Below are 19,368 nucleotides of genomic sequence, written 5' to 3' on the forward strand. Positions count from 1 at the left end.
TTTTTGATCTATAGGCGTTTTGCTTAAAAACTCATCTAATACTGATCCTAAAAAACTACTTGCATGCTTTGTTAATAGTTCAGTAAGGTCTTGTGCAATGAGGGTTTAAATCACATTTTAGTGTCTCAGAATTATAGATCTACCCCTCACGTAGATAATTCTCTGATAAATTTAGGGCTTATTCCATCTAATACATTTATTTTTTCTGTTGCGGAAACCTGAGAATTCTTTGTTATTTTATTAAACTGCTTGTTTAAAATAGTGGTAAGAATATATGGGATAACGTTAGATTGCAAGATCGCTTCTTTTGAACTAGCTGAAGTAGTTTCATAATGTAAAACAGAAACACATGTTTTTACTGCATCTGCTATCATTGTGCAACCAGCTTAATAGAACCTGCATACCACCCCCCGGGCAGCAGCATTTTTGGCATTTCTTAAGTAATTAAGTTCCGATGCAAGATCAGATAAACTTGAGCCGCTTCCCATGTAAATTGCAATACACTAGCATACATAACTGCTTGGATCACTCTTTGCACTATACCTAAATTATCTTTATGTTTATTTAACTCATCATATTTTTCCAGTTTCAATTCCAATCATTGCCCTTCATCCTGTTTCAAGATAATCAAGGTTTTTATATTAAGTTGTTGCCTTATATTATCATGGATTCCTGCTCTTGACTTTGATACATTTTAATTTATATAATTTAATATTATTTAATTATTTAAAGGTTAATAAAATTTTTACTTTTTGTTAATTTTAAAAGTCATAGTTATATTACAATGGTTTTTACTATAATGCTTCCATTTCATTCACAGAGTCTAGATCCATACTAACCTCTCTCCACACAATATAATATTCTCCATTACCTTAGGATCTATATTTGGATTATTACACTTTGTATTTTGCTTAAGCCAGTTGTAGCAGAAAGACACCGGCTATAATTCCATGATTTTTGGTAGAGACTCTATTTTTCTAACACCGCTCCGATACTTAAGCATTAAAGCTTTAGCTGGCACCACCATACATCACCGATAAAATATATTTCTAAGTAATACCAAATCAATTTAATATTATTATTTGTCTCTATAAAGATTTTGTAATATTCATGTGTTACATCATTAAGCAATTCTACTACTATAAGTGATATAGTAGGATGCTTTTCTATACTTACTAAAGCTATATTTGCTAAGTTTTCAGGACATTGAATAATTCTATCTGAAGCTGTTAATTTTTCATCTCTCCTATTGTGGCTTTTAGGTCACTTTTATATTTTTGTTCTTTATGCGAAGGAAATATTAATTTATCATTTTTACAATCAACTAGGAAAGGAATTTAAAATTTAATAAATAAATCTTTTAGTTTCATATTAATGCTTGTTATATGGAGTGATAACATTAAAAGTTTTCTATATGTCAAATCATATCCTCTAAAGTAGTTATATAATGCTTAATTAATCGCAACAACTTTGCTTCAGGACTTAAATTTTTCACTGCCCATTTTTTAATCCAAGGTTCAGCTAGTTGCCACATATTAATATTACTATCTAACTGTCTACCTATCCCTTCAACCATTATCAAAGTCTTTTGTAATAACAACAATTCCGGTTGTACTTCCATACCAAAATCTTCAGTAATTTTAAATAAATGTGCAAGCAACTTACCTATGGAAATATTGTTTGTTGGGGTACCGACTATAGGTTCGGTAACTGCTCTACAACTTTGAGCAAACAAATCTAAATCGGTATTTGAAGGGATATAACCTGCTTTTAAATGTACTTTAGCTACTAATTTATAATCACGCTTTACAAAACCGAATAAGCTTTCAGCAACGGCTAAGCGGTCTTTTTCCTTAAGTCTGCCCATAATACCGAAATCAAGCAGGATTATCTTACCTTGCTTGTTTACTAAAATATTTCCTGCATGTAAATCAGCATGAAAAAATCCGTCTCTATAGGCTTGATAAAAAAACATTACAGCAAAATCCTGAGCTATTTTTTTTGGTTCTAAGCCCATTTCTTTTAGCAGTGCAGTATCATATATAGAAGTGCCTTCTAGCCACTCGGTAGTGAGTATATTTTCTGACGTTAAATCCCAGTATATTTTAGGAATTATTACGTTAATATCATTTCGCATATTATCCATAAGCTCGGAAGCAGCAGCCGCTTCTAGCCTTAAATCAATCTCACATTTCATAGTTTCATGAAATTTATCGACTACTCTAATTAGCTTTAGCCTTTTTGCTTTAAAAAATTTTGAGATGATTCTTGCGAGAAAATATAGCAGCTTAATATCTCGGTTATATTTTTTATGAATATTGGGACGCAATATTTTTACCGCAACATACTCACCGGTTGCTAACCGTGCTTTATGTACTTGCGAGATTGAAGCAGCAGCGATCGGGTTGTCATCGAAGTGTGACATTATCATACCACGACTCGATCGCAGTATCCAGTTGCTGTTATGGATTCCGTGGTCAAGCCACGGAATGACATCACACTCACCAAACTCCCTCTCTATAATTTTTCTAGCCACCCCACTATCAAACGGAGGTAACTTATCTTGTAATACTCTTAAATACTCTGCTATTTCTGCTCCTACTAAATCAGGTCTTGTAGAAAGTGTTTGTCCGAATTTTATATAAATAGGTCCAAGGTTGCTTAAACAAGCTATTAAGCGTTGGCCGTAATCTTCACGTAATTTTTTGATTAATGATATCGGAGCAAAAAATAAAGCTAATATATAACCGATCAACCTAAAATATTTAGGAATTCTAGAATCAATTAGGATTTGTTTTTTACTGATAATACGAAAAATACGTATTAAATTTAAAAAATTACTTATCATATCTTATATGCACTATGTACCGCTACTATACCGTTACTTAAATTTTTATAATTCACCTCTTCAAAACCGGCTTCTTTAATCATTATTCTAAACTTATCCTGTGAGGGGAACAAATCTATACTTTCGATCAAATATTCATATGCCTCTTTATTACCTGCTATCATTTGACCAATTTGAGGTATAATATTAAATGAGTAAAATTTATAAAAATCTTTTAAGATTCCCTCTTTTACTTTTGAAAACTCAAGACATATAAACTTACCCATCGGTTTTAGAACTCGATAAGCTTCTTTTAAAGCCTTATTAATGTCAGGTACGTTTCTAATGCCGAATGCTATAGTATAATAATCAAAACTATTATCCGAAAAAGGCAATGCTGCAGCACTTGCTAAAGTAAATTTAAGGTTTTGAAATAAATTAAGATCTATTGCTTTCTTTTTAGCATTTCTCAACATTTCTTCATTTATGTCACTTAAAGTTAAAGAAACATTATTTCCTCTATCTCTTGCTTTTTTAGCAAGCTTTAAAGCAATATCACCGCTACCACTAGCAACATCTAATATATGAGAGTTAAGATTTGGAATGTACCTAATAAACTCATCTTTCCACAAGCGATGCAATCCAAAGCTCATAAGATCGTTCATTAAATCATACTTATCTGCAACATTAGAAAAAACGTTATTTACTAATCTTTGTTTTTCAGTATAGTCTACTTTTTTAAAGCCAAAATTTGTTTGGTGCATAGTGTTTTATTATATATATAGTATCAAATGCCGGAACTGCCTGAAGTAGAAACTCTTAAAAACTCTCTGAAAGATAAGCTAATCGGGCTTATTATAAAAAATATAGAGTTAAAAAGAGATAATTTACGTTATAATTTATCTCCGCTTTTAACTACTGAAATCTTAAATACTAATATACTGAATGTTAGGCGTCGTGCAAAATATTTAATTATCGATTTTGGTAATTATTATTCTTTAGTTATCCATCTAGGTATGAGCGGTAGGTTTACAGTACAACCTGCTAATTATAAAATTCAAAAACACGATCACGTGATTTTTGATTTAAATAACTGCGAAAAGTTAATTTTCAACGATACTAGACGCTTCGGAATGGTTTATAGCTTTAAAACTAATTTTTTAGAAGAGAAATTTTTTTATAATCTAGGAATAGAGCCACTTTCTGATTTATTAACACTCGAATATTTAAAAAGCAAATTAATTACTCGAACAATAGCGATAAAAAACCTGATTATGGATAATAAAATTATAGTTGGAGTCGGTAATCTTTATGCTTCCGAAAGTCTTCATTTAGCTAGAATTCATCCGCATAAACTAGGTAGAAATTTAAAGGATGATGAAATAGAAAATTTAATTAAATCGATTAGAGAAGTATTAACTAAAGCTATCACTGCCGGCGGCACTACTCTTAAAAATTTTGTAAACGGTGATAGTAAACCTGGTTATTTTACTCAGCAACTTAGGGTTTACGGTAGAGAAGGACAAAAATGCTTCAACTGCTCCAGTACTATTCTCAAAACAAAGAACTCAGGAAGAAGTACTTTTTATTGTAAAACTTGTCAATATACTTGACATACCATATATTGATTACTTATTTAATTAATAGTTATAAATATATGACAGCATACCCTTTGCATAACCTATCTTATAAAGAGGAATGTTAAGGGAACACTTCACCTCTCGCACCGAAACCCCGTAGCGTACAAAAAAGTACATGAGGATGTGAGTATATCATATCGACGTACAAATTACCTTTATGAAGGAGGTTATATAATGGTTCTAATAAAAAACCGGTTATTATGGAAGGTGGCAATGGTAAAAGACTATGACCTTTATCATCAGAGATAAAACAAAACAATTTAAAAAAATATTGGGTGATCTAACTTTTTACTACAGCAAATAGTAAATCGAAATCAATTCTTAGGACAACCTACTATTATTACTTCCAAAAAGTATGAATCAATCACTAAAGAACGGGCAGTCGAAATAGATATAGCAATAGAATTAATGACCGAGCCTTGACAAAAAATACCACCATTTGTACTATTATTTATTACTACATGATCAGCTAAAGGACAAGGGTTTGATATCGTAGTGTTACTCCCTTCAGCTCATCATATAGTGTACGATATAAATTACCTTAATACTATAAATAAAGATAAAGCTTTACATTATGTTAATGAATTCGGTATTTGCACTATAGATACTCCTATAAATTCTATAAATGCCGTAAATACTGAATATGATTATATAAAAACAAGCTTTCCAATTGCAGAAAATATTTATTAAACAGATTATTTTATTGAAAAACCTATATTAGAGTAAGCAACAAAATATTTTTGGAATTTCGGAATTTTTATAATAACACTAGTTTTTTCTAAATTTAGCAATGAATCTCCAGCCTAATTTATTTAGTATTATAGAAAAAGCTTTCAATAGTACTGTCTTGCTTGGAACAAGCTTGGTACTTGGCATTCCCTTATTACAGGCAAAACACTGCAATATAAATGATAATTATTGCGAGGGAAACATAGAACAAAGCAATACTACAACTCTTTCATTAGTTATAATAATAAATTAACCACTATAAAATAGGTCCTGGCAATGTAATAATAAACAATCTTTTAGTTGACAAAAAATCAAAGATAACTGAAATAAAAGCATTAGTAATAAAAATAGAGCAAAATTAAAATACATGATCTACAGAAAGCTAAAATTCTATTTACTGCTCTTCTTAACGGGGAATCTGATTCATCACTGCATTATAAAATATATGCAAAAGCTTTTCTAAGTCAATTAGGAAATACAGAATGTACAAAATTTGTTTATTCATGTCCTACAAAAATATACAAGCTTTGAACCTACTGTTAACAATTTTATTCAAAACTATATATTAGTATAGATCACTTTTGATGATGCTATATTATCAACTGCTTGCCACACCGATCCTTGACATAACTTCAATGTTAGGAGAGACACAAATTTAATAACCGTGCTAGTATTCAAGTGTCTATTGACATAGGATTATTGCTTATATATCTTATTTTTACCTAATGAGATAATGCTTGCATCTCATCATTAAAATATAGCTTATAAACTTCAAAGATCTGTAAGTTATAGGAACAACTTAGTAACACAGAAGTATATTTCTGTATTTTTTCTTGTTATAGTCAATTAATATAAACTTGGCTTGTTGTTGCCATCGCTAACATATTTATTATATGCATTGCTCATCACGCCTAGTCCCAAATTACGTGCATTAACTATAGTTGAAAAATTAACTTCTGTGTTACTCAAACGAATAACATTGTGAGTGACAATATGGAAAATACTACAGAAGAACAAATAATAACTAAGTGCAAAAATAATGAAGATGAAGAAGAAAAAAGATTAAAAGCAGAAGATTCACGAAAACAACTTAAAGCAATACTAATAACATTTAGTATTATTTTGACCGGTTTTTTAATTTTTACTTATTTCTTTTTTAATTACATAGAAGAAAAAGCAGAAGAATACAAACAACAGAAACAACAAGGCACTCAAAATAATCAATAAAATTAAATATTTATATTATTTCCTTTAGTTATGGTCTTGTTGCCTAGTTTTAATTTGTTTTTATATGTTTTTTCTTCCTGCCTTTAGCTAGGAATGACATAGGAGGTTCGTACACAATGTACTAATGTGAAATGAAGAATAGCGTATGAAGATCAACCTCAAAAAGAGCAAGGCATGCACAAGGCGATGAACAGAGCGTAAGTTCGTACTGCAACTCTTGTAAAATGAACATAGTCAATTTTTGCAATTCATCGAGTGTATGCCAGAAAAGAGTTAATTTTTATATTACTTTAAGTTTATAGTGTGTGAAAAACCGGTTTTATCAAAATAATAAATAAAATCTTTAATAATAGGTACTATAAACTGCTTAAATTTACTTCTACTCAATATACCATGTAATGCCCGCCCCTTTTTGTAAATTGTATCTTTTCATTGATTCAGGTATATTTGAACAAAGTGTTAAAGCAGCTTTTGTTTGTCCCACAGAGCTGCAATATCATCTAATTGTCCTTCAATACCAAATAAAGCAACATTTAGTAATATTTCTTAAATCAATAAGACGTATCTCAGAAACTAATTTACTCTTAACTCTTACTCAAAAAAATTGTTGAAATACTGCATCTATAGTTTGAAGATAGAATTCTGCCAGCATATCTTATCTATACAGGCTAAACACTCATCATAAAATTTAATAGTATGGTCGGCTTTTTTATAATCAGAATTTAATAAACTTTACAATAATTCTAAATGGAATCTATATGACGGAATAAATTTAAACTTATAAAGCCTGCAAATTGGAGGAATCAATGGTATACTTTTTCGATGTCCAGGATAGTTTGGCAGTACCTGCATTATAACAATTTTACAGAACCATTCTAAACTTTTAATTTGAGTAATTTCATTAACTGCCGTAGCGCTTCTTCTAGCATCTTCTATAGAACCGCCCATATTGAGCTTGGAACATTTGAACTATTACTTTCCAAAATTCTTGTAAAGTTGATCTAAGTAAAGTAGCATGATGACCTATAACATAGGTGCTACTATTAATAATTTAGGTAATTCTATTTTAAAATCTTGATTCTTCATTTACAAGGTATGTGTTTAGTTTAACACTAAAAATTGCTCAGTACATTAATTTGAGGATTTACAACTTAAGTTTTAATAAATGCGTGATAATAATAGTCTACATATAAAAATATGCTTATTTTTTCTTCTTGAGTTTTTGCTTTTATCATTCTCTTATTTTTTTATATTTGCTTCACGTCTAGAGCTTCTTCAGGATAATTTGTGACAAGCCATTTAGCTATTTTATAAGGAGTAGATTTCTAATCTTCATGCTCTTTTAAAAGACCAATGATGGCATTTTTGCGATTAAATTCCATATTAAAATACTATAATTGCAATATTATAAAATATACATGTTATTTTAAAAATTTCAACTTTAAATTATCAATCTTGATGACTTTATAAAGTATTATTTATATATTTCTCAAATTTAGAAAATAAAGTGTTGAAGTTATGAGTAGTAACATTTGCTACTTCTTTGGGTGTGATATTTTTAAGTGCTGCAATTTTCTCAGCAATATATATAACAAACGACGGTTCATTTTGTTTGCAACGCATAGGGATTGGTGCTAAATAAGGTGAGTCTGTTTCAATTAATAACCTATCAAGCGGTACATATTTGACTATTTCTTGCAAATCGGTTGTATTCTTGAAAGTAATAATACCCGACATTGAAATATATAAGCCTATGTCTAGCATTTTTGTTGCTAGATTTTTTGAGGAGGTGAAGCAGTGAATCAGCCCTGGAAATTTGCTATTACGCATTTCTGAAGTTAAAATATCAATAGTGTCTTCATCTGCTTCTCTTGTATGAATAATAGCAGGTATGCTTGTAGCAGATGCCGCATGTATATGTGCTACAAGCGCATCTTTTTGTAATTTTTTATTGTAAGGTTTGTGATAATAATCAATACCTGTTTCACCGATTCCAATAATTTTCGGATGCTTGGTAAGCTCTATTATTTCTGAATTAGTAATGAGCCGACTGTTTTCATTTACCTCGCACGGATGTAACCCAACACTCGCAAAAACATTGTCATATTTTTCGGCTATTTCTAAAATACTTGATAAATCTTCAAGTTTAGTGCAGATAGTTTGCATATACTGCACATTATTTTCTAACGCTCTTTGAATGACAGAATCTAAATCTGTATTTTTGGTAAGTAAATTAAGATGACAATGTGAATCTATCAAAATATTATTATTCATATTTCTAGTTATTTATGTGTAAGGTTAAGCGTATTCCATATCATACCTGTGGAGGCGTTTGTTGCGTGGACTAATAAAAAATACATTCGCTATCTCATACCATGGCTTGACACAGTTTATATAATCTTTAAATCTCTTCTATTCTTGGAAATATTATAGTAGGTTCTAAAATAGCAGCTCCTACAGTTAAAGCATAATCACGCACTAAATGCTTAAATAGACGCTCTTTTTTATTTACCCCTAACTGATCAAGCATTTTGTTTGCTGAAGTCGGCACGAAAGGTTGAAGCATTATCGCAATATAGCGTAAAACCTCTAGTAAAGCATATAACACCTCTAACATCTTATCGTGATCAGTTTTTTTCAAATTCCAAGGAGCTTTATTATCAATATAGATATTTGCCTCTTCGGCCAAATTAATAATATTCTCAAGAATCTTATTAACTTCAGTTTTTTCCATCAATAAAATATTCTGTTCAGCGCATTTAATTGCAGCTTTTAAAATCGGTAGCGTATATATCTTATCTATAACGCTTTGCGTAAGTAGCGGCACTTTGCCATCATTATTTTTATAAACAAAAGCCGTAGTACGCTGCAATAAATTACCAATTTTGTTTGATAACTCACTATTGATACGAGTAATTAAATTACTACGGGCAAAATTACCGTCGGCACCAAAAGTTACTTCACGCATCAAAAAATACCTAACCTGATCAACGCCAAATTCATCAATTAACTTAATCGGATCAATGGTATTCCCAAGAGATTTAGAAATTTTTTGTCCCTCATTGGTCCACCAACCATGAGCCATAATCGTTTTCGGCAGAGGAATTTTAGCAGCCATTAAGAAAGCAGGCCAATAAACTGCATGAAAACGTAATATATCTTTACCAACTACATGTAAAGCAGCTGGCCAAAATTTACCGTAATTACTTTGTTCATCAGGATAACCAAGTGCTGAAATATAATTAGCAAGGGCATCAAGCCAAACATAAATTACATGTTTTTCATTATTCGGGACTTTTATTCCCCAGTTAAAAGTAGTACGTGATACCGATAAGTCTTTTAAGCCCGATTTCACAAAGTTAATTACTTCGTTACGCCTTGATATAGGTCTAATAAAATCAGGGTTTAGCTCATAAAGCTCAAGCAATTTATCTTGCCATTTTGAAAGATTAAAGAAGTAGCTAGGCTCTTTAACCCATTCAACCGAGGCGCCCGTCGGTGCTAAGCCATCACTCGTAAGTTCCGACTCATCATAAAAAGCTTCATCCCGTACTGCATACCACCCTTCATAAAAACCCTTATAAATAGTACCGTTATCTAGTAATTTCTGCCAAAAAACAGCTACAGCTTCTTTATGTCTATTTTCCGTTGTTCTAATAAAATCATCATTAGAAATATGCATAGAGGTCATGAGATGACGAAAATTCTCGGAGATCTGATCAGTAAATTGTTGAGGATCGATATTTTTATTAATAGCTGCTTTTTCTACTTTCTGCCCATGCTCATCAGTACCTGTTAGCAATATTACCTCGAAGCCGCAAAGACGCATAAAACGGGCAATTACGTCACTAACAACACTGGTATAAGCATGGCCAATATGTGGAACATTGTTAACATAATATATAGGGGTCGTGATATAATAAGTATTCTTCATAAATGCTTTTTTATTAACTCATGTACTTCAAGCATACTTAAATCTGAAGCTTTAATTGTCTTTATTCTCGCGGGAAATCTATTACTTAATTCTTTAAAGCAATCATAGATTTTGTTATAAAAATCTATACCTCTTATGTCAAATTTATTACTCATATTACGTAAATTTACTCTCTTAATAGCAGTATCCGGTTCTACGTCAATAAAGAAAGTAATATCCGGCATAAGAGGAGGCATTAAAGTTTTGTGCAGATTATATACTAAATCTATGCCGTTTTCCAGCTCTAATCCTTGATAGCATGCCGTTGAGTCAAGGAATCTATCGCATATTACGATATACCCCTCTTTCAGAACCGGTATAATCTTCCGGACCATATGATCATAACGTGCTGCCATAGCTTGTAATAACTCAGACATTGGCAGTAATTCTTCATGCACTAGAATTTCACGCATTTTTTCGGATACGATAGTACCGCCAACTTCACGAGTTAAAATAACGGGAGTATTTTGAGATTTTAAATATTCATAGAGCATTTGAGATTGGGTAGATTTACCACTACCCTCCCCTCCCTCAAACGTAATAAACTTTCCTTGTGTCAAATTATTCATGAATATCAGTCATTTTGAAAACTTAATAAAGAATGTGCTATTTCTGCGGAAAACTTACCCAGCATAGATTGTAAAAAGCTGCTCAATATCATTCCCGCTTACGTGGAAATCCAGTAAAATACATATAGATTTATTTTTTATATGTTTATTTTACGTACCAATCTAAGGTTAATTTCTGGATTCCTGCTTTCGCAGGAATGACATAGGGAAATAACTAATCATTTTTATAACAATAATATCTCTTAAAAAAATATTTACAAGGAAGATTATATACTTATAATACGTTCAAATTTTAAATTATTAATACATGAATAATTTGTTAAGCAAAAGGGATTTGTCAATCTTAATCGGTAATGCAATGGATCATTTCGATACTGCACTTTATGGGTGTCTTGCACCGTTACTTGCCGGTATTTTCTTTCCAAATTATGATAAAGTCGTAGCCTTAATACTTACCTATAGCGTTCTTGCTACCTCTTTATTTACACGGCCAATTGGTGCTTATTTTTTTGGTGTTATTGCTAAAAAATACAGCGGGATTTTTGCGTTGTCTCATTCTTTGATTGGAGTTGCTTTTAGCACTGCTCTAATTGGTCTAATCCCTTCTCATGCCCGAATAGGCTGGCTTGCACCACTATTATTAGTTGTGCTTAGAACATTTCAAGGATTATATTCCGAGGGTGAATGTACTATTGCTAAATTATATATTTTAGAAAATAAAGACGAAACAAAAGCATTTAAGGCTTCTTACCTTTATCAAACCTCTACTATGGTCGGTATTATTCTTGCTTCCTTTATCAGCACTATAGTTTTAAATATAGATTATAATGAATATTGGCGTTTATGTTTTATATTCGGGGGGTTTACAGCTCTTGTAGGTTATTTTTTAAGGAAGAGTGATTCTATTAGAGTAAGCCATTCACTGTCATTCCGCGACTCGATCGTGGCATCCAGTAAGAACCTTAAACAAACTAATACTGTAAGTTATTTTCTGAACCCTATGGTCAAGCCACATGATGACAATAAAGGTTTCTGGATTCCCGCTTTTGCGGGAATGACATTTTTACACGATCTCGTTACAATTTGGAACAATAAACTAAGCATTTTACGGGTTAGTTTTGCCGTAGGCTTCTCATATATGACTTATATAGTACCTTTTGTATTTATGAATAGTTTTATTTCTCTTATTACCGATATACCACTTGAAACCATGATGAAGTTTAATACTGAGTTTCTAATTTTCGATATGGTTATGATTCTAATAATTGGACATCTAACTAAAAAACTACATTATCTTACAATACTAAGCAGCACTCTTATTATAATGAGTTTAAGTATAATTCCTTTATGGTTATTCTTGAATAATTCATCTATATGGTATGTTAATTTTGTACGTATTTGGATTATAGTACTTGGAGTTAGTTTCTTAGCACCTTTAAATTGCTGGCTAAATGATTTGTTTAAAACCGCCGATAAATATATGCTAGTTGGTATCGGCAGTAGTATCGGCTCTTCACTAATCGGACGTCTTGTCCCTTCTACCTGTCTAACGCTTTGGCATGCAACAGGTAGCTCTTTGTCAATTGCGGTTTATATAACTGTAATATCTGCAATAACCTTATGGGCTGTGAGAGTGAGAAATTAATAAAAATTCAAACTCAATAATATACCGACATAATTATTAGCTCTGAACCTTGTTATGCAATTAGCAGGGTTTTGAATTTCTAGAGTTGCTACTTGTAATATCAATAAAATCAAAGCAGCTAAGATAGGTAGATAGTTGATATTATGATTAGCTATCTTTGTTGCTAGAATAAATAACAATATAAAACCTATATAACATATATAAAGCCAAAACTTATAATGCTTGTTCTCTAAATATACGCTTAATGATTTCACTCCTATTTTCTTATCGTCTTTTATATCCATAAAGCCATAAATCGTATCATAGCCGGTTGCCCAAAAACAGCATGCTAAATACATAATAATTGCTGTCACATCAAGCTTATCCTGAACTGCCGCATAAGCTATTAACGCTCCTAGATTAAAGGTAAATCCCATAAATATTTGCGGGAAGTAGGTAATACGTTTCATTAACGGGTATATGCTAATCATTATTACTGCAAAAAACCCAGTATATATAGCTGTTTTACTTAAAAGTAATAAAATAAAAAACGAGATAATGCTAAGAATAAAGAATATAAACATAGCATAAGCAACAGATAAAGCACCGCTTGCTAAAGGTCGATCTTTAGTTCTTGCTACATGCTTATCAAATTTCCGATCAAATATATCATTAATAATACATCCACTACTTCTAGTCGTTATACTTCCTAAAATAAATAGCGGTAATAAATGAGCTAACTCTGTGTTAGAAGGATTTGTCAGTAATAATCCAAATAAAGCAGGAAAAAAAACTAGCAAATAAGCTACCGGCTTATCTACCCGCATTAATTTTAAAGTAAGTAAAAGTTTATTTAGCATTACTATATTCTTCAATTTAAATAAATATAGATATTATACATAATATAAAAATACGCTAAAAAATAAAGCTACTAGATTTTATGGTCAAAAAATTAAAATACGATTTTTTAGTAAAAATAATAATGACCGATCCGTTAGCAGCCAAAGCATTTCTAGAATATTATTCTGATGATTTTAAGAACTTAGTAGATTTGTCAAGAATAGTAAATAGAGAAAGAAAACTACATAGAGGAATCTTTAAATAAGAAATATAGTGATATAGTATATAAAATTAGTACTAAGAGTAAAGAAGAAGCATTTTTATATACTGATTCAATCAAAAGTTGACGTTGATTATTGGACGGCTTTGCAGTTGGTTATGGGCAATATATACGTTATTATTATGTGAAAGACATAAGACAGGAAGAAATAAATTGCCACTAGTTTATAATGCTCCCAAAATCTATGGAGCTTATTCAGTGGTAGCACGATGGCAAAAAAATTAATGACACAGACTATAAACCAGTTGATTTGCAAGCTAAGATGATGAAATTGTAAAGAAAAAGCATTTAGGTATGTTAGAATATATGATGAAGTATATCCATATGTGGGATATGATAACACTATGGGAGAAATTTTTAACAGAGTTTAAACATATTAATATTTGACAAAGAGAAAGGTTATATTTATAGGTCATTTTTACACTGACACAAAATTATCAGAACAGAAACAACCGGAATTAGTACAAGTATTTACTAAGCATTCATCATCTAAATATAAGTATATCGTTATGCAAACTATAGCGCAAAATATGCAGGAAAATATATGATACAAGGAAGACAAGAAGATAATTAAAGATAGGAGAGGCTAAAGGTGAGCATAATCAAGCAGTAATAATAGCAACAAGGCCTATTATATCGCTGATCTTACCAGTCTTAAAGACATCTTTATTTGTTAAATTGTAAAAAGTGATTTTTTATATAAGTTTTAAAAACTGTAATAATTGTACAAGCACCTCTTGCACAAATTCTAAATCTCCATATCTTCCAAAAGCAAAGTAACGTTTCTGTTGTAATAATGACGAAAAAGCAATGTATATATTGTCATAATCGCATATAACCTTTATAATAACATTCTTGAATCAACTACAAAATCTATGAAAGCATTTCCAAAAAATTATAATTTTACAGAAAATGAAAAAAAATGGCAGAGAATTTGGCAAGAAAAACAAATTTATGCTTATGATCCAAATATTTCAAAAGAAGAAACTTATATAGTTGATACGCCGCCTCCAACTGTTTCAGGACAACTACACATTGGTCATGTTTACAGCTATACGCAAACTGATTTTATTGTACGATTTCAGCGTATGATAGGCAAAAATATCTTTTATCCTATGGGTTTTGACGATAACGGACTACCGACTGAGAGACTTGTTGAAAAGCAGAAGCAGATCAAAGCTTATAATATTGGAAGAAATAAATTTATACAAATTTGTGAAGAGGTAGTAGCAAGTGAAGAAGAAAAATTTAGAGGTCTATTGAACAAAATAGCCTTATCGGTTGATTGGAGTTTAGAGTACCAAACTATCAGTCCGTTATCTCAGAAAATATCGCAAATGTCTTTTCTTGATTTAGTTAAGAGAGGCGAAATATACCGCAATGATCAACCTATATTATGGGATCCAGTAGACGGTACTGCTCTTGCTCAAGCCGATATTAAGGACACTGAAAACTCCTCCCTCATGAATTATATCACTTTTAAAACCGAGCAAGGAGAGCCGCTTACTATAGCAACTACAAGACCTGAGTTATTACCAGCTTGCGTAGCCGTATTTTACCACCCTGACGATAGACATTATAAGCATCTAGCAGGTAAATTTGTTATAACTCCACTTTTTAAAGATAAAGTTCCACTGCTTGCTGATCCTTTAGTACAACAAGATAAAGGTACAGGATTAGTTATGTGCTGCACGTTTGGTGATCAAACGGATATTACTTGGTGGAAAACACATAATCTACCTTTAAAAACTATTATCACCAAAAAAGGTACGATAGACTTCCCTAATGATATAGGTATAGACCGATTGAAAATTAAAGAAGCTCGAGCAAAAATAATAGATATTTTAAAAGAGCAGAATTTACTTATTAAACAAGAAGAAATAACTCATATTGTAAAATGTGCCGAGAGGTCAGGTTCACCACTGGAAATTTTAACCATGCCACAATGGTTTGTTAAAACGATATCACATAAAGAAGCATTACTTAAAAGAGCAAATGAGCTAAATTGGCATCCTAAAAATATGAAGATTCGTTTAGAAAATTGGATTAATGCCATTAGCTGGGATTGGTGTATAAGTAGGCAGCGTTGTTTCGGTGTACCATTTCCTGTTTGGTACTCTAAAAGAGTAGGAGAAGAAGGTAAGATTTTATATGCCGATATTGCACAGCTACCAGTTGATCCCTTAAGAGATTTACCCATTGGTTATAGTAGAGATGAAGTTGAACCTGATCTAGACGTCATGGATACTTGGGCCACAAGCTCTGTTTCGCCGCAACTTTCAACTCATGGCATCTCTGATGATTTCGCTATTAATAAAAATAGGCACGATAAATTATTTCCGATGGATTTAAGACCTCAAGCACACGAAATTATCAGGACTTGGGCATTCTATACTATCCTAAAAGCACATCTACATCAAAATACTTTGCCGTGGAAAAATATCATGGTAAGTGGTTGGTGTTTAGCTGAAGATCGAAGTAAAATGTCAAAATCTAAGGGCAATGTGTTAGTTCCTGAAAAGCTACTAGAACAGTACGGTTCTGACGTAATACGCTATTGGTCGGCAAATTCAAAACTAGGTGCTGATACCGCCTACTCGGAAGACGTTATGAAAAACGGCAAACGACTAGTTAATAAGTTGTGGAATGCTGCTAAATTCGTTTCTATTCATTTGCATAAATTAAAAGATCAAGACAAAAAAGCAAAGCTTTTAGAGGTTAAAGAAATAATCACTAACGAGTTTGATAAATGGATGATTAATAAGTTAGTAGAGCTAGTGAATGCAGTAACAAATGAGTTACAAAACTACGAATATGCAAATGCTATGCATCTGACAGAAAAATTCTTTTTGGCAGTATTTTGTGATAATTATTTAGAGATTAGTAAAACACGAGCTTATGATGAAGACAATAAAAACCTTAGCGGACAATATAGCAGCATATTAACTTTATATCATGTGATGCAAACATTACTAAAACTATTTGCACCTTTCATGCCTCATATTACCGAAGAATTATACCAAATATTATACAATGATAAAGAATCTATCCATATAAAAGGTACCTTTGCTAACCATGATAATTTACATTACAATATAGATACAAAACAAGCAGAAGGGATGCTTAAAATCCTAGATATCGTCAGAAAATTCAAAGCCGAGAAGAATTTATCTATAAAAGCTCCTATAAAATTGCTTAAAATTAGTGGCATAGTATTATCTGAAGAATTAGCAGAAGATTTAAAAAATGTCACATCAGCAGAAGAAATAAAATTTGAGATTCAAGATAATAAAATTAAAATCGATATTATCATTTAAAAATATTTTAGGCTTAATTCTTATTATTTTTGCCGGCATATTTTTTATACATACTTTATATTTATAGCATGATTAGCAATATGTACTGTTAAGTAATGAACAAGTAAAAATACAGAATTAGCGAGAAAAAAGCAATTACTCTTTATCAGCTAATGAAAGACACTCATGAGCTACTTAGTTAAGAATAATATTAATTATTGGATAGAATACGGAACTATACTTGGTGCAGTAAGACATAATGCCTTTTAATGATGATTTAGATATCGGTATTATGCATGAAAACGAAATACGTCTACAACAAAATATATTAACGCAACTTGAGTAGTTCGGTTATACTGTTTCCTACAAGAGAGCTTATAATATATGTAAGGGTATTGAGATATTTTCATAAGGAGAGCACTCAATTTATATATACTAATTTTTAACCGCTCGAAATAAGTATCCAAAGAGTTCATTTATGATATGAATTATACCCATTAAAAAAACATAAATGTGCTAGTATATAGGTTTATGGTCCAGCTGATCCTAAGGGAACCTAAATAGGCAATATTCGGAATGGGATAAAGTACGCAGTGATGGAACATTCCCATAGCTTACATTTGCTTTTTTATCGAATATCGAGCAAAAAACAAAATTTATACTCACACTGGAATTATTAAAATCACTCAGCTGCTTAAACCGCTAGAAGATACAGTTAATATAGTAAATTTAGCCACACTTAGTAATATGTGCTAGGATACAGCTTATAATTAAATATCGAGCTGATTATAACTATTCCGACATTTAGAATGGAATAGTTATATAATTTGCATATATAAATAAAGCTCACTATTGTTATTGATAATGTCATTTTTACTTCTAGCAGTGTTGTTGTATGAATCTGATGTCATTCTAGCAACAGTGGGAATCTAGAAAAAATAACCTTAATATTGATACAAAATTATATATTACGTATAAGAAACTTGTTTTTATATTATAAAATAAACGTATAAAAACAAGTTTCTTATAAGTTGCACTGGATTCCAGTTTTTGCAAAAATGTGCATTAAATAAGTTGAGATAAAAAAGTAATAGCAGGTACTATCCATAAGCCCGGTTTATCAAAGCAAGAATTGGAAATAGCTTGTTTATTTTGAATTACTTGAAAACTAAACTCAGGTTTAAGTAATTCATGAAAATATTTTAAACTTGGAGAAACTATTGAATCACTTACTTTTGCTTCCACTAAAATCCAAGGTTTGTTATCCTTAGTTATGACTAAATCAACTTCACGTTTTTGCTTATCACGAAGATAGTATAAACCAAAATCACCAAGCCCTGTTTCATTCCAAAAATATACGGTTTTTAAAAGGTGAGAAGCTACAAGATTTTCAAATTTTGCTCCTATATCTTTTATTTGTGACCAGTCCCAAAGATAATATTTAGGTTCTTTTATCAAGCTCCTTACAACATTTTTAGACCAAGGTTTGATCGCAAAACAATAATAGTGTTTTTCTAGCAAAGAGAGCCACCTTCTTATTGTTTGATCTGAAACTCTAACTTTGTTAGCAAGATTTGTATAACTTATTAATGAGCCTGCTTGCTCATTTATAATAGTAGCAAGTAATTCTAACGCATAAATATTATTTATATCTTCAGTATTTCTTATATCTTCCCTAAATAATTGCTCAAATCTTTGATTACTCCATATTCTATGAAATGTTGTAGTTGCTTTTAAATATGCTTCAGCAAATCCTCCAAAATTTAGTAGAGCTTCAAATTCATCGGTAGTAATATTTTTAGGACTTTTTATATAATCAATGTTATTATCAAAATTTTTAGCTATTTCAGATACCGATAACGGATGCACAGTTAAATTTATGTAGCGTCCCATTAGACTATCACCACCTTTTTTATATATATTTAATTTAGCACTGCCGGTTATAATAAATTCAATATTGTCTCCAAATTTATCATAAAATCCTTTTACAAGATTTTTCCAATCTTTATATTTATGAATTTCATCTAGTATTAAGCATGGTTTCTTATCAGATATAGTAGACAGTAGAGTTTCAACAAGTTCTATATGCTTGTTTAAGATTTTATTTCTATCTTCTAGATAATCCCAATTTAGGTAAATTGAATTAGGGTTAGGCTTAATTACTTGTTTTGATATTGTAGTTTTGCCTACTTGTCTTGCTCCACTTATAAATACAAGCTTACCGTAATTTGTTAGATATTCTTCAACTTGCTTTTTATATAACCTGTCCATTATAATAACTCTATAGTTTATAAACATATTATAAGTAAATATCGAATTGGTCAAGACCATTTCGATATTTACAACGCAATGGTCACATAAAA

Annotated in this window: 15 protein-coding genes and 2 pseudogenes; 8 read left to right on the forward strand and 9 right to left on the reverse strand. The window is 31.0% G+C overall.

Annotated features, from left to right (window positions below):
* Nucleotides 1–146: 146 nt before the first annotated feature.
* The 3 genes from A1E_RS06960 to ubiE all read right to left on the reverse strand — a co-directional run bounded on the left by A1E_RS06960 (nucleotide 147) and on the right by ubiE (nucleotide 3,591).
* The gene (locus A1E_RS06960) at nucleotides 147–374 is read right to left on the reverse strand and encodes a hypothetical protein (RefSeq protein ID WP_012149019.1); all 228 of its coding nucleotides are present in this window, start codon (nucleotides 372–374) and stop codon (nucleotides 147–149) included.
* Between the two features lie 1,043 nt (nucleotides 375–1,417).
* The gene (gene ubiB / locus A1E_RS04040; RefSeq protein ID WP_012149021.1) at nucleotides 1,418–2,848 is read right to left on the reverse strand and encodes a 2-polyprenylphenol 6-hydroxylase; all 1,431 of its coding nucleotides are present in this window, start codon (nucleotides 2,846–2,848) and stop codon (nucleotides 1,418–1,420) included.
* On the reverse strand, nucleotides 2,845–3,591 hold the full coding sequence (ubiE, locus tag A1E_RS04045; protein WP_012149022.1) for a bifunctional demethylmenaquinone methyltransferase/2-methoxy-6-polyprenyl-1,4-benzoquinol methylase UbiE: 747 nt from the start codon (nucleotides 3,589–3,591) through the stop codon (nucleotides 2,845–2,847). Before ubiE ends, ubiB begins: the two co-directional genes overlap by 4 nt.
* Before the next feature lie 27 nt (nucleotides 3,592–3,618).
* Here ubiE and mutM point away from each other — a divergent pair, with 27 nt between their 5' ends.
* From mutM to A1E_RS04060, 3 genes are all read left to right on the forward strand, one after another.
* On the forward strand, nucleotides 3,619–4,440 hold the full coding sequence (gene mutM, locus A1E_RS04050) for a bifunctional DNA-formamidopyrimidine glycosylase/DNA-(apurinic or apyrimidinic site) lyase (protein ID WP_012149023.1): 822 nt from the start codon (nucleotides 3,619–3,621) through the stop codon (nucleotides 4,438–4,440).
* Nucleotides 4,441–4,962: 522 nt separating this feature from the next.
* On the forward strand, nucleotides 4,963–5,157 hold the full coding sequence (locus tag A1E_RS07505; protein WP_012149024.1) for a glycosyltransferase family protein: 195 nt from the start codon (nucleotides 4,963–4,965) through the stop codon (nucleotides 5,155–5,157).
* 1,032 nt (nucleotides 5,158–6,189) lie between these two features.
* Nucleotides 6,190–6,423: an RC1041 family protein gene (locus A1E_RS04060; RefSeq protein WP_012149025.1), complete on the forward strand. Its 234-nt coding sequence runs from the start codon at nucleotides 6,190–6,192 to the stop codon at nucleotides 6,421–6,423.
* 285 nt (nucleotides 6,424–6,708) lie between these two features.
* Here A1E_RS04060 and A1E_RS07510 read toward each other — a convergent pair.
* From A1E_RS07510 to tmk, 4 genes and pseudogenes are all read right to left on the reverse strand, one after another.
* Nucleotides 6,709–7,403, reverse strand: a pseudogene (locus tag A1E_RS07510) (alpha/beta hydrolase family protein); the annotation flags it as partial.
* A gap of 484 nt (nucleotides 7,404–7,887) precedes the next feature.
* The gene (locus tag A1E_RS04070; protein ID WP_408005605.1) at nucleotides 7,888–8,685 is read right to left on the reverse strand and encodes a TatD family hydrolase; all 798 of its coding nucleotides are present in this window, start codon (nucleotides 8,683–8,685) and stop codon (nucleotides 7,888–7,890) included.
* 139 nt (nucleotides 8,686–8,824) lie between these two features.
* Nucleotides 8,825–10,357, reverse strand: coding sequence for a methionine--tRNA ligase (gene metG / locus A1E_RS04075; RefSeq protein ID WP_012149028.1), 1,533 nt, complete (start codon nucleotides 10,355–10,357; stop codon nucleotides 8,825–8,827).
* Complete coding sequence (tmk, locus tag A1E_RS04080) at nucleotides 10,354–10,965, reverse strand: dTMP kinase (protein WP_012149029.1); 612 nt, start codon at nucleotides 10,963–10,965, stop codon at nucleotides 10,354–10,356. The genes metG and tmk overlap by 4 nt, the downstream gene beginning before the upstream one ends.
* Nucleotides 10,966–11,272: 307 nt before the next feature.
* Between tmk and A1E_RS04085 the strand changes: the two genes are divergently transcribed.
* Entirely contained in the window at nucleotides 11,273–12,610 is a 1,338-nt protein-coding gene (locus tag A1E_RS04085; protein ID WP_012149030.1) for an MFS transporter, read from the forward strand.
* Here the strand turns inward: A1E_RS04085 and ubiA are convergent.
* Nucleotides 12,607–13,449: a 4-hydroxybenzoate octaprenyltransferase gene (ubiA, locus tag A1E_RS04090; RefSeq protein ID WP_012149031.1), complete on the reverse strand. Its 843-nt coding sequence runs from the start codon at nucleotides 13,447–13,449 to the stop codon at nucleotides 12,607–12,609. The two genes, A1E_RS04085 and ubiA, sit on opposite strands and share 4 nt — an antisense overlap.
* Before the next feature lie 80 nt (nucleotides 13,450–13,529).
* On the opposite strand from ubiA, the gene A1E_RS06980 reads away from it, so the two are divergent.
* The 4 genes and pseudogenes from A1E_RS06980 (at nucleotide 13,530) to A1E_RS06620 (ending at nucleotide 17,761) form a co-directional block, all read left to right on the forward strand.
* Nucleotides 13,530–13,694 carry a prenyltransferase gene (locus A1E_RS06980; protein WP_012149032.1) on the forward strand — a complete coding sequence of 55 codons (165 nt, stop codon included), beginning with the start codon at nucleotides 13,530–13,532 and terminating at the stop codon, nucleotides 13,692–13,694.
* On the forward strand, nucleotides 13,675–13,776 hold the full coding sequence (locus A1E_RS06985; RefSeq protein ID WP_231259280.1) for a hypothetical protein: 102 nt from the start codon (nucleotides 13,675–13,677) through the stop codon (nucleotides 13,774–13,776). The genes A1E_RS06980 and A1E_RS06985 overlap by 20 nt, the downstream gene beginning before the upstream one ends.
* Before the next feature lie 808 nt (nucleotides 13,777–14,584).
* Nucleotides 14,585–17,026, forward strand: coding sequence for a valine--tRNA ligase (locus A1E_RS04100; RefSeq protein WP_012149033.1), 2,442 nt, complete (start codon nucleotides 14,585–14,587; stop codon nucleotides 17,024–17,026).
* A pseudogene (locus tag A1E_RS06620) lies at nucleotides 16,995–17,761 on the forward strand (LicD family protein). Before A1E_RS04100 ends, A1E_RS06620 begins: the two are co-directional and overlap by 32 nt.
* 309 nt (nucleotides 17,762–18,070) lie before the next feature.
* Here the strand turns inward: A1E_RS06620 and A1E_RS04110 are convergent.
* Nucleotides 18,071–19,276: an ATP-binding protein gene (locus A1E_RS04110; RefSeq protein WP_012149035.1), complete on the reverse strand. Its 1,206-nt coding sequence runs from the start codon at nucleotides 19,274–19,276 to the stop codon at nucleotides 18,071–18,073.
* Nucleotides 19,277–19,368 lie beyond the last annotated feature (92 nt).

Source organism: Rickettsia canadensis str. McKiel, from assembly GCF_000014345.1.
Classification (GTDB): domain Bacteria; phylum Pseudomonadota; class Alphaproteobacteria; order Rickettsiales; family Rickettsiaceae; genus Rickettsia; species Rickettsia canadensis.

Excerpts from the sequence above, each read along its gene's own strand:
- A1E_RS06960 (WP_012149019.1), bottom strand. The coding sequence starts at position 374 with ATGATAGCAGATGCAGTAAAAACATGTGTTTCTGTTTTACATTATGAA.
- ubiB (WP_012149021.1), bottom strand. The coding sequence starts at position 2,848 with ATGATAAGTAATTTTTTAAATTTAATACGTATTTTTCGTATTATCAGT.
- ubiE (WP_012149022.1), bottom strand. The coding sequence starts at position 3,591 with ATGCACCAAACAAATTTTGGCTTTAAAAAAGTAGACTATACTGAAAAA.
- mutM (WP_012149023.1), top strand. The coding sequence starts at position 3,619 with ATGCCGGAACTGCCTGAAGTAGAAACTCTTAAAAACTCTCTGAAAGAT.
- A1E_RS04060 (WP_012149025.1), top strand. The coding sequence starts at position 6,190 with ATGGAAAATACTACAGAAGAACAAATAATAACTAAGTGCAAAAATAAT.
- metG (WP_012149028.1), bottom strand. The coding sequence starts at position 10,357 with ATGAAGAATACTTATTATATCACGACCCCTATATATTATGTTAACAAT.
- tmk (WP_012149029.1), bottom strand. The coding sequence starts at position 10,965 with ATGAATAATTTGACACAAGGAAAGTTTATTACGTTTGAGGGAGGGGAG.
- A1E_RS04085 (WP_012149030.1), top strand. The coding sequence starts at position 11,273 with ATGAATAATTTGTTAAGCAAAAGGGATTTGTCAATCTTAATCGGTAAT.
- ubiA (WP_012149031.1), bottom strand. The coding sequence starts at position 13,449 with ATGCTAAATAAACTTTTACTTACTTTAAAATTAATGCGGGTAGATAAG.
- A1E_RS06980 (WP_012149032.1), top strand. The coding sequence starts at position 13,530 with ATGGTCAAAAAATTAAAATACGATTTTTTAGTAAAAATAATAATGACC.
- A1E_RS04100 (WP_012149033.1), top strand. The coding sequence starts at position 14,585 with ATGAAAGCATTTCCAAAAAATTATAATTTTACAGAAAATGAAAAAAAA.
- A1E_RS04110 (WP_012149035.1), bottom strand. The coding sequence starts at position 19,276 with ATGGACAGGTTATATAAAAAGCAAGTTGAAGAATATCTAACAAATTAC.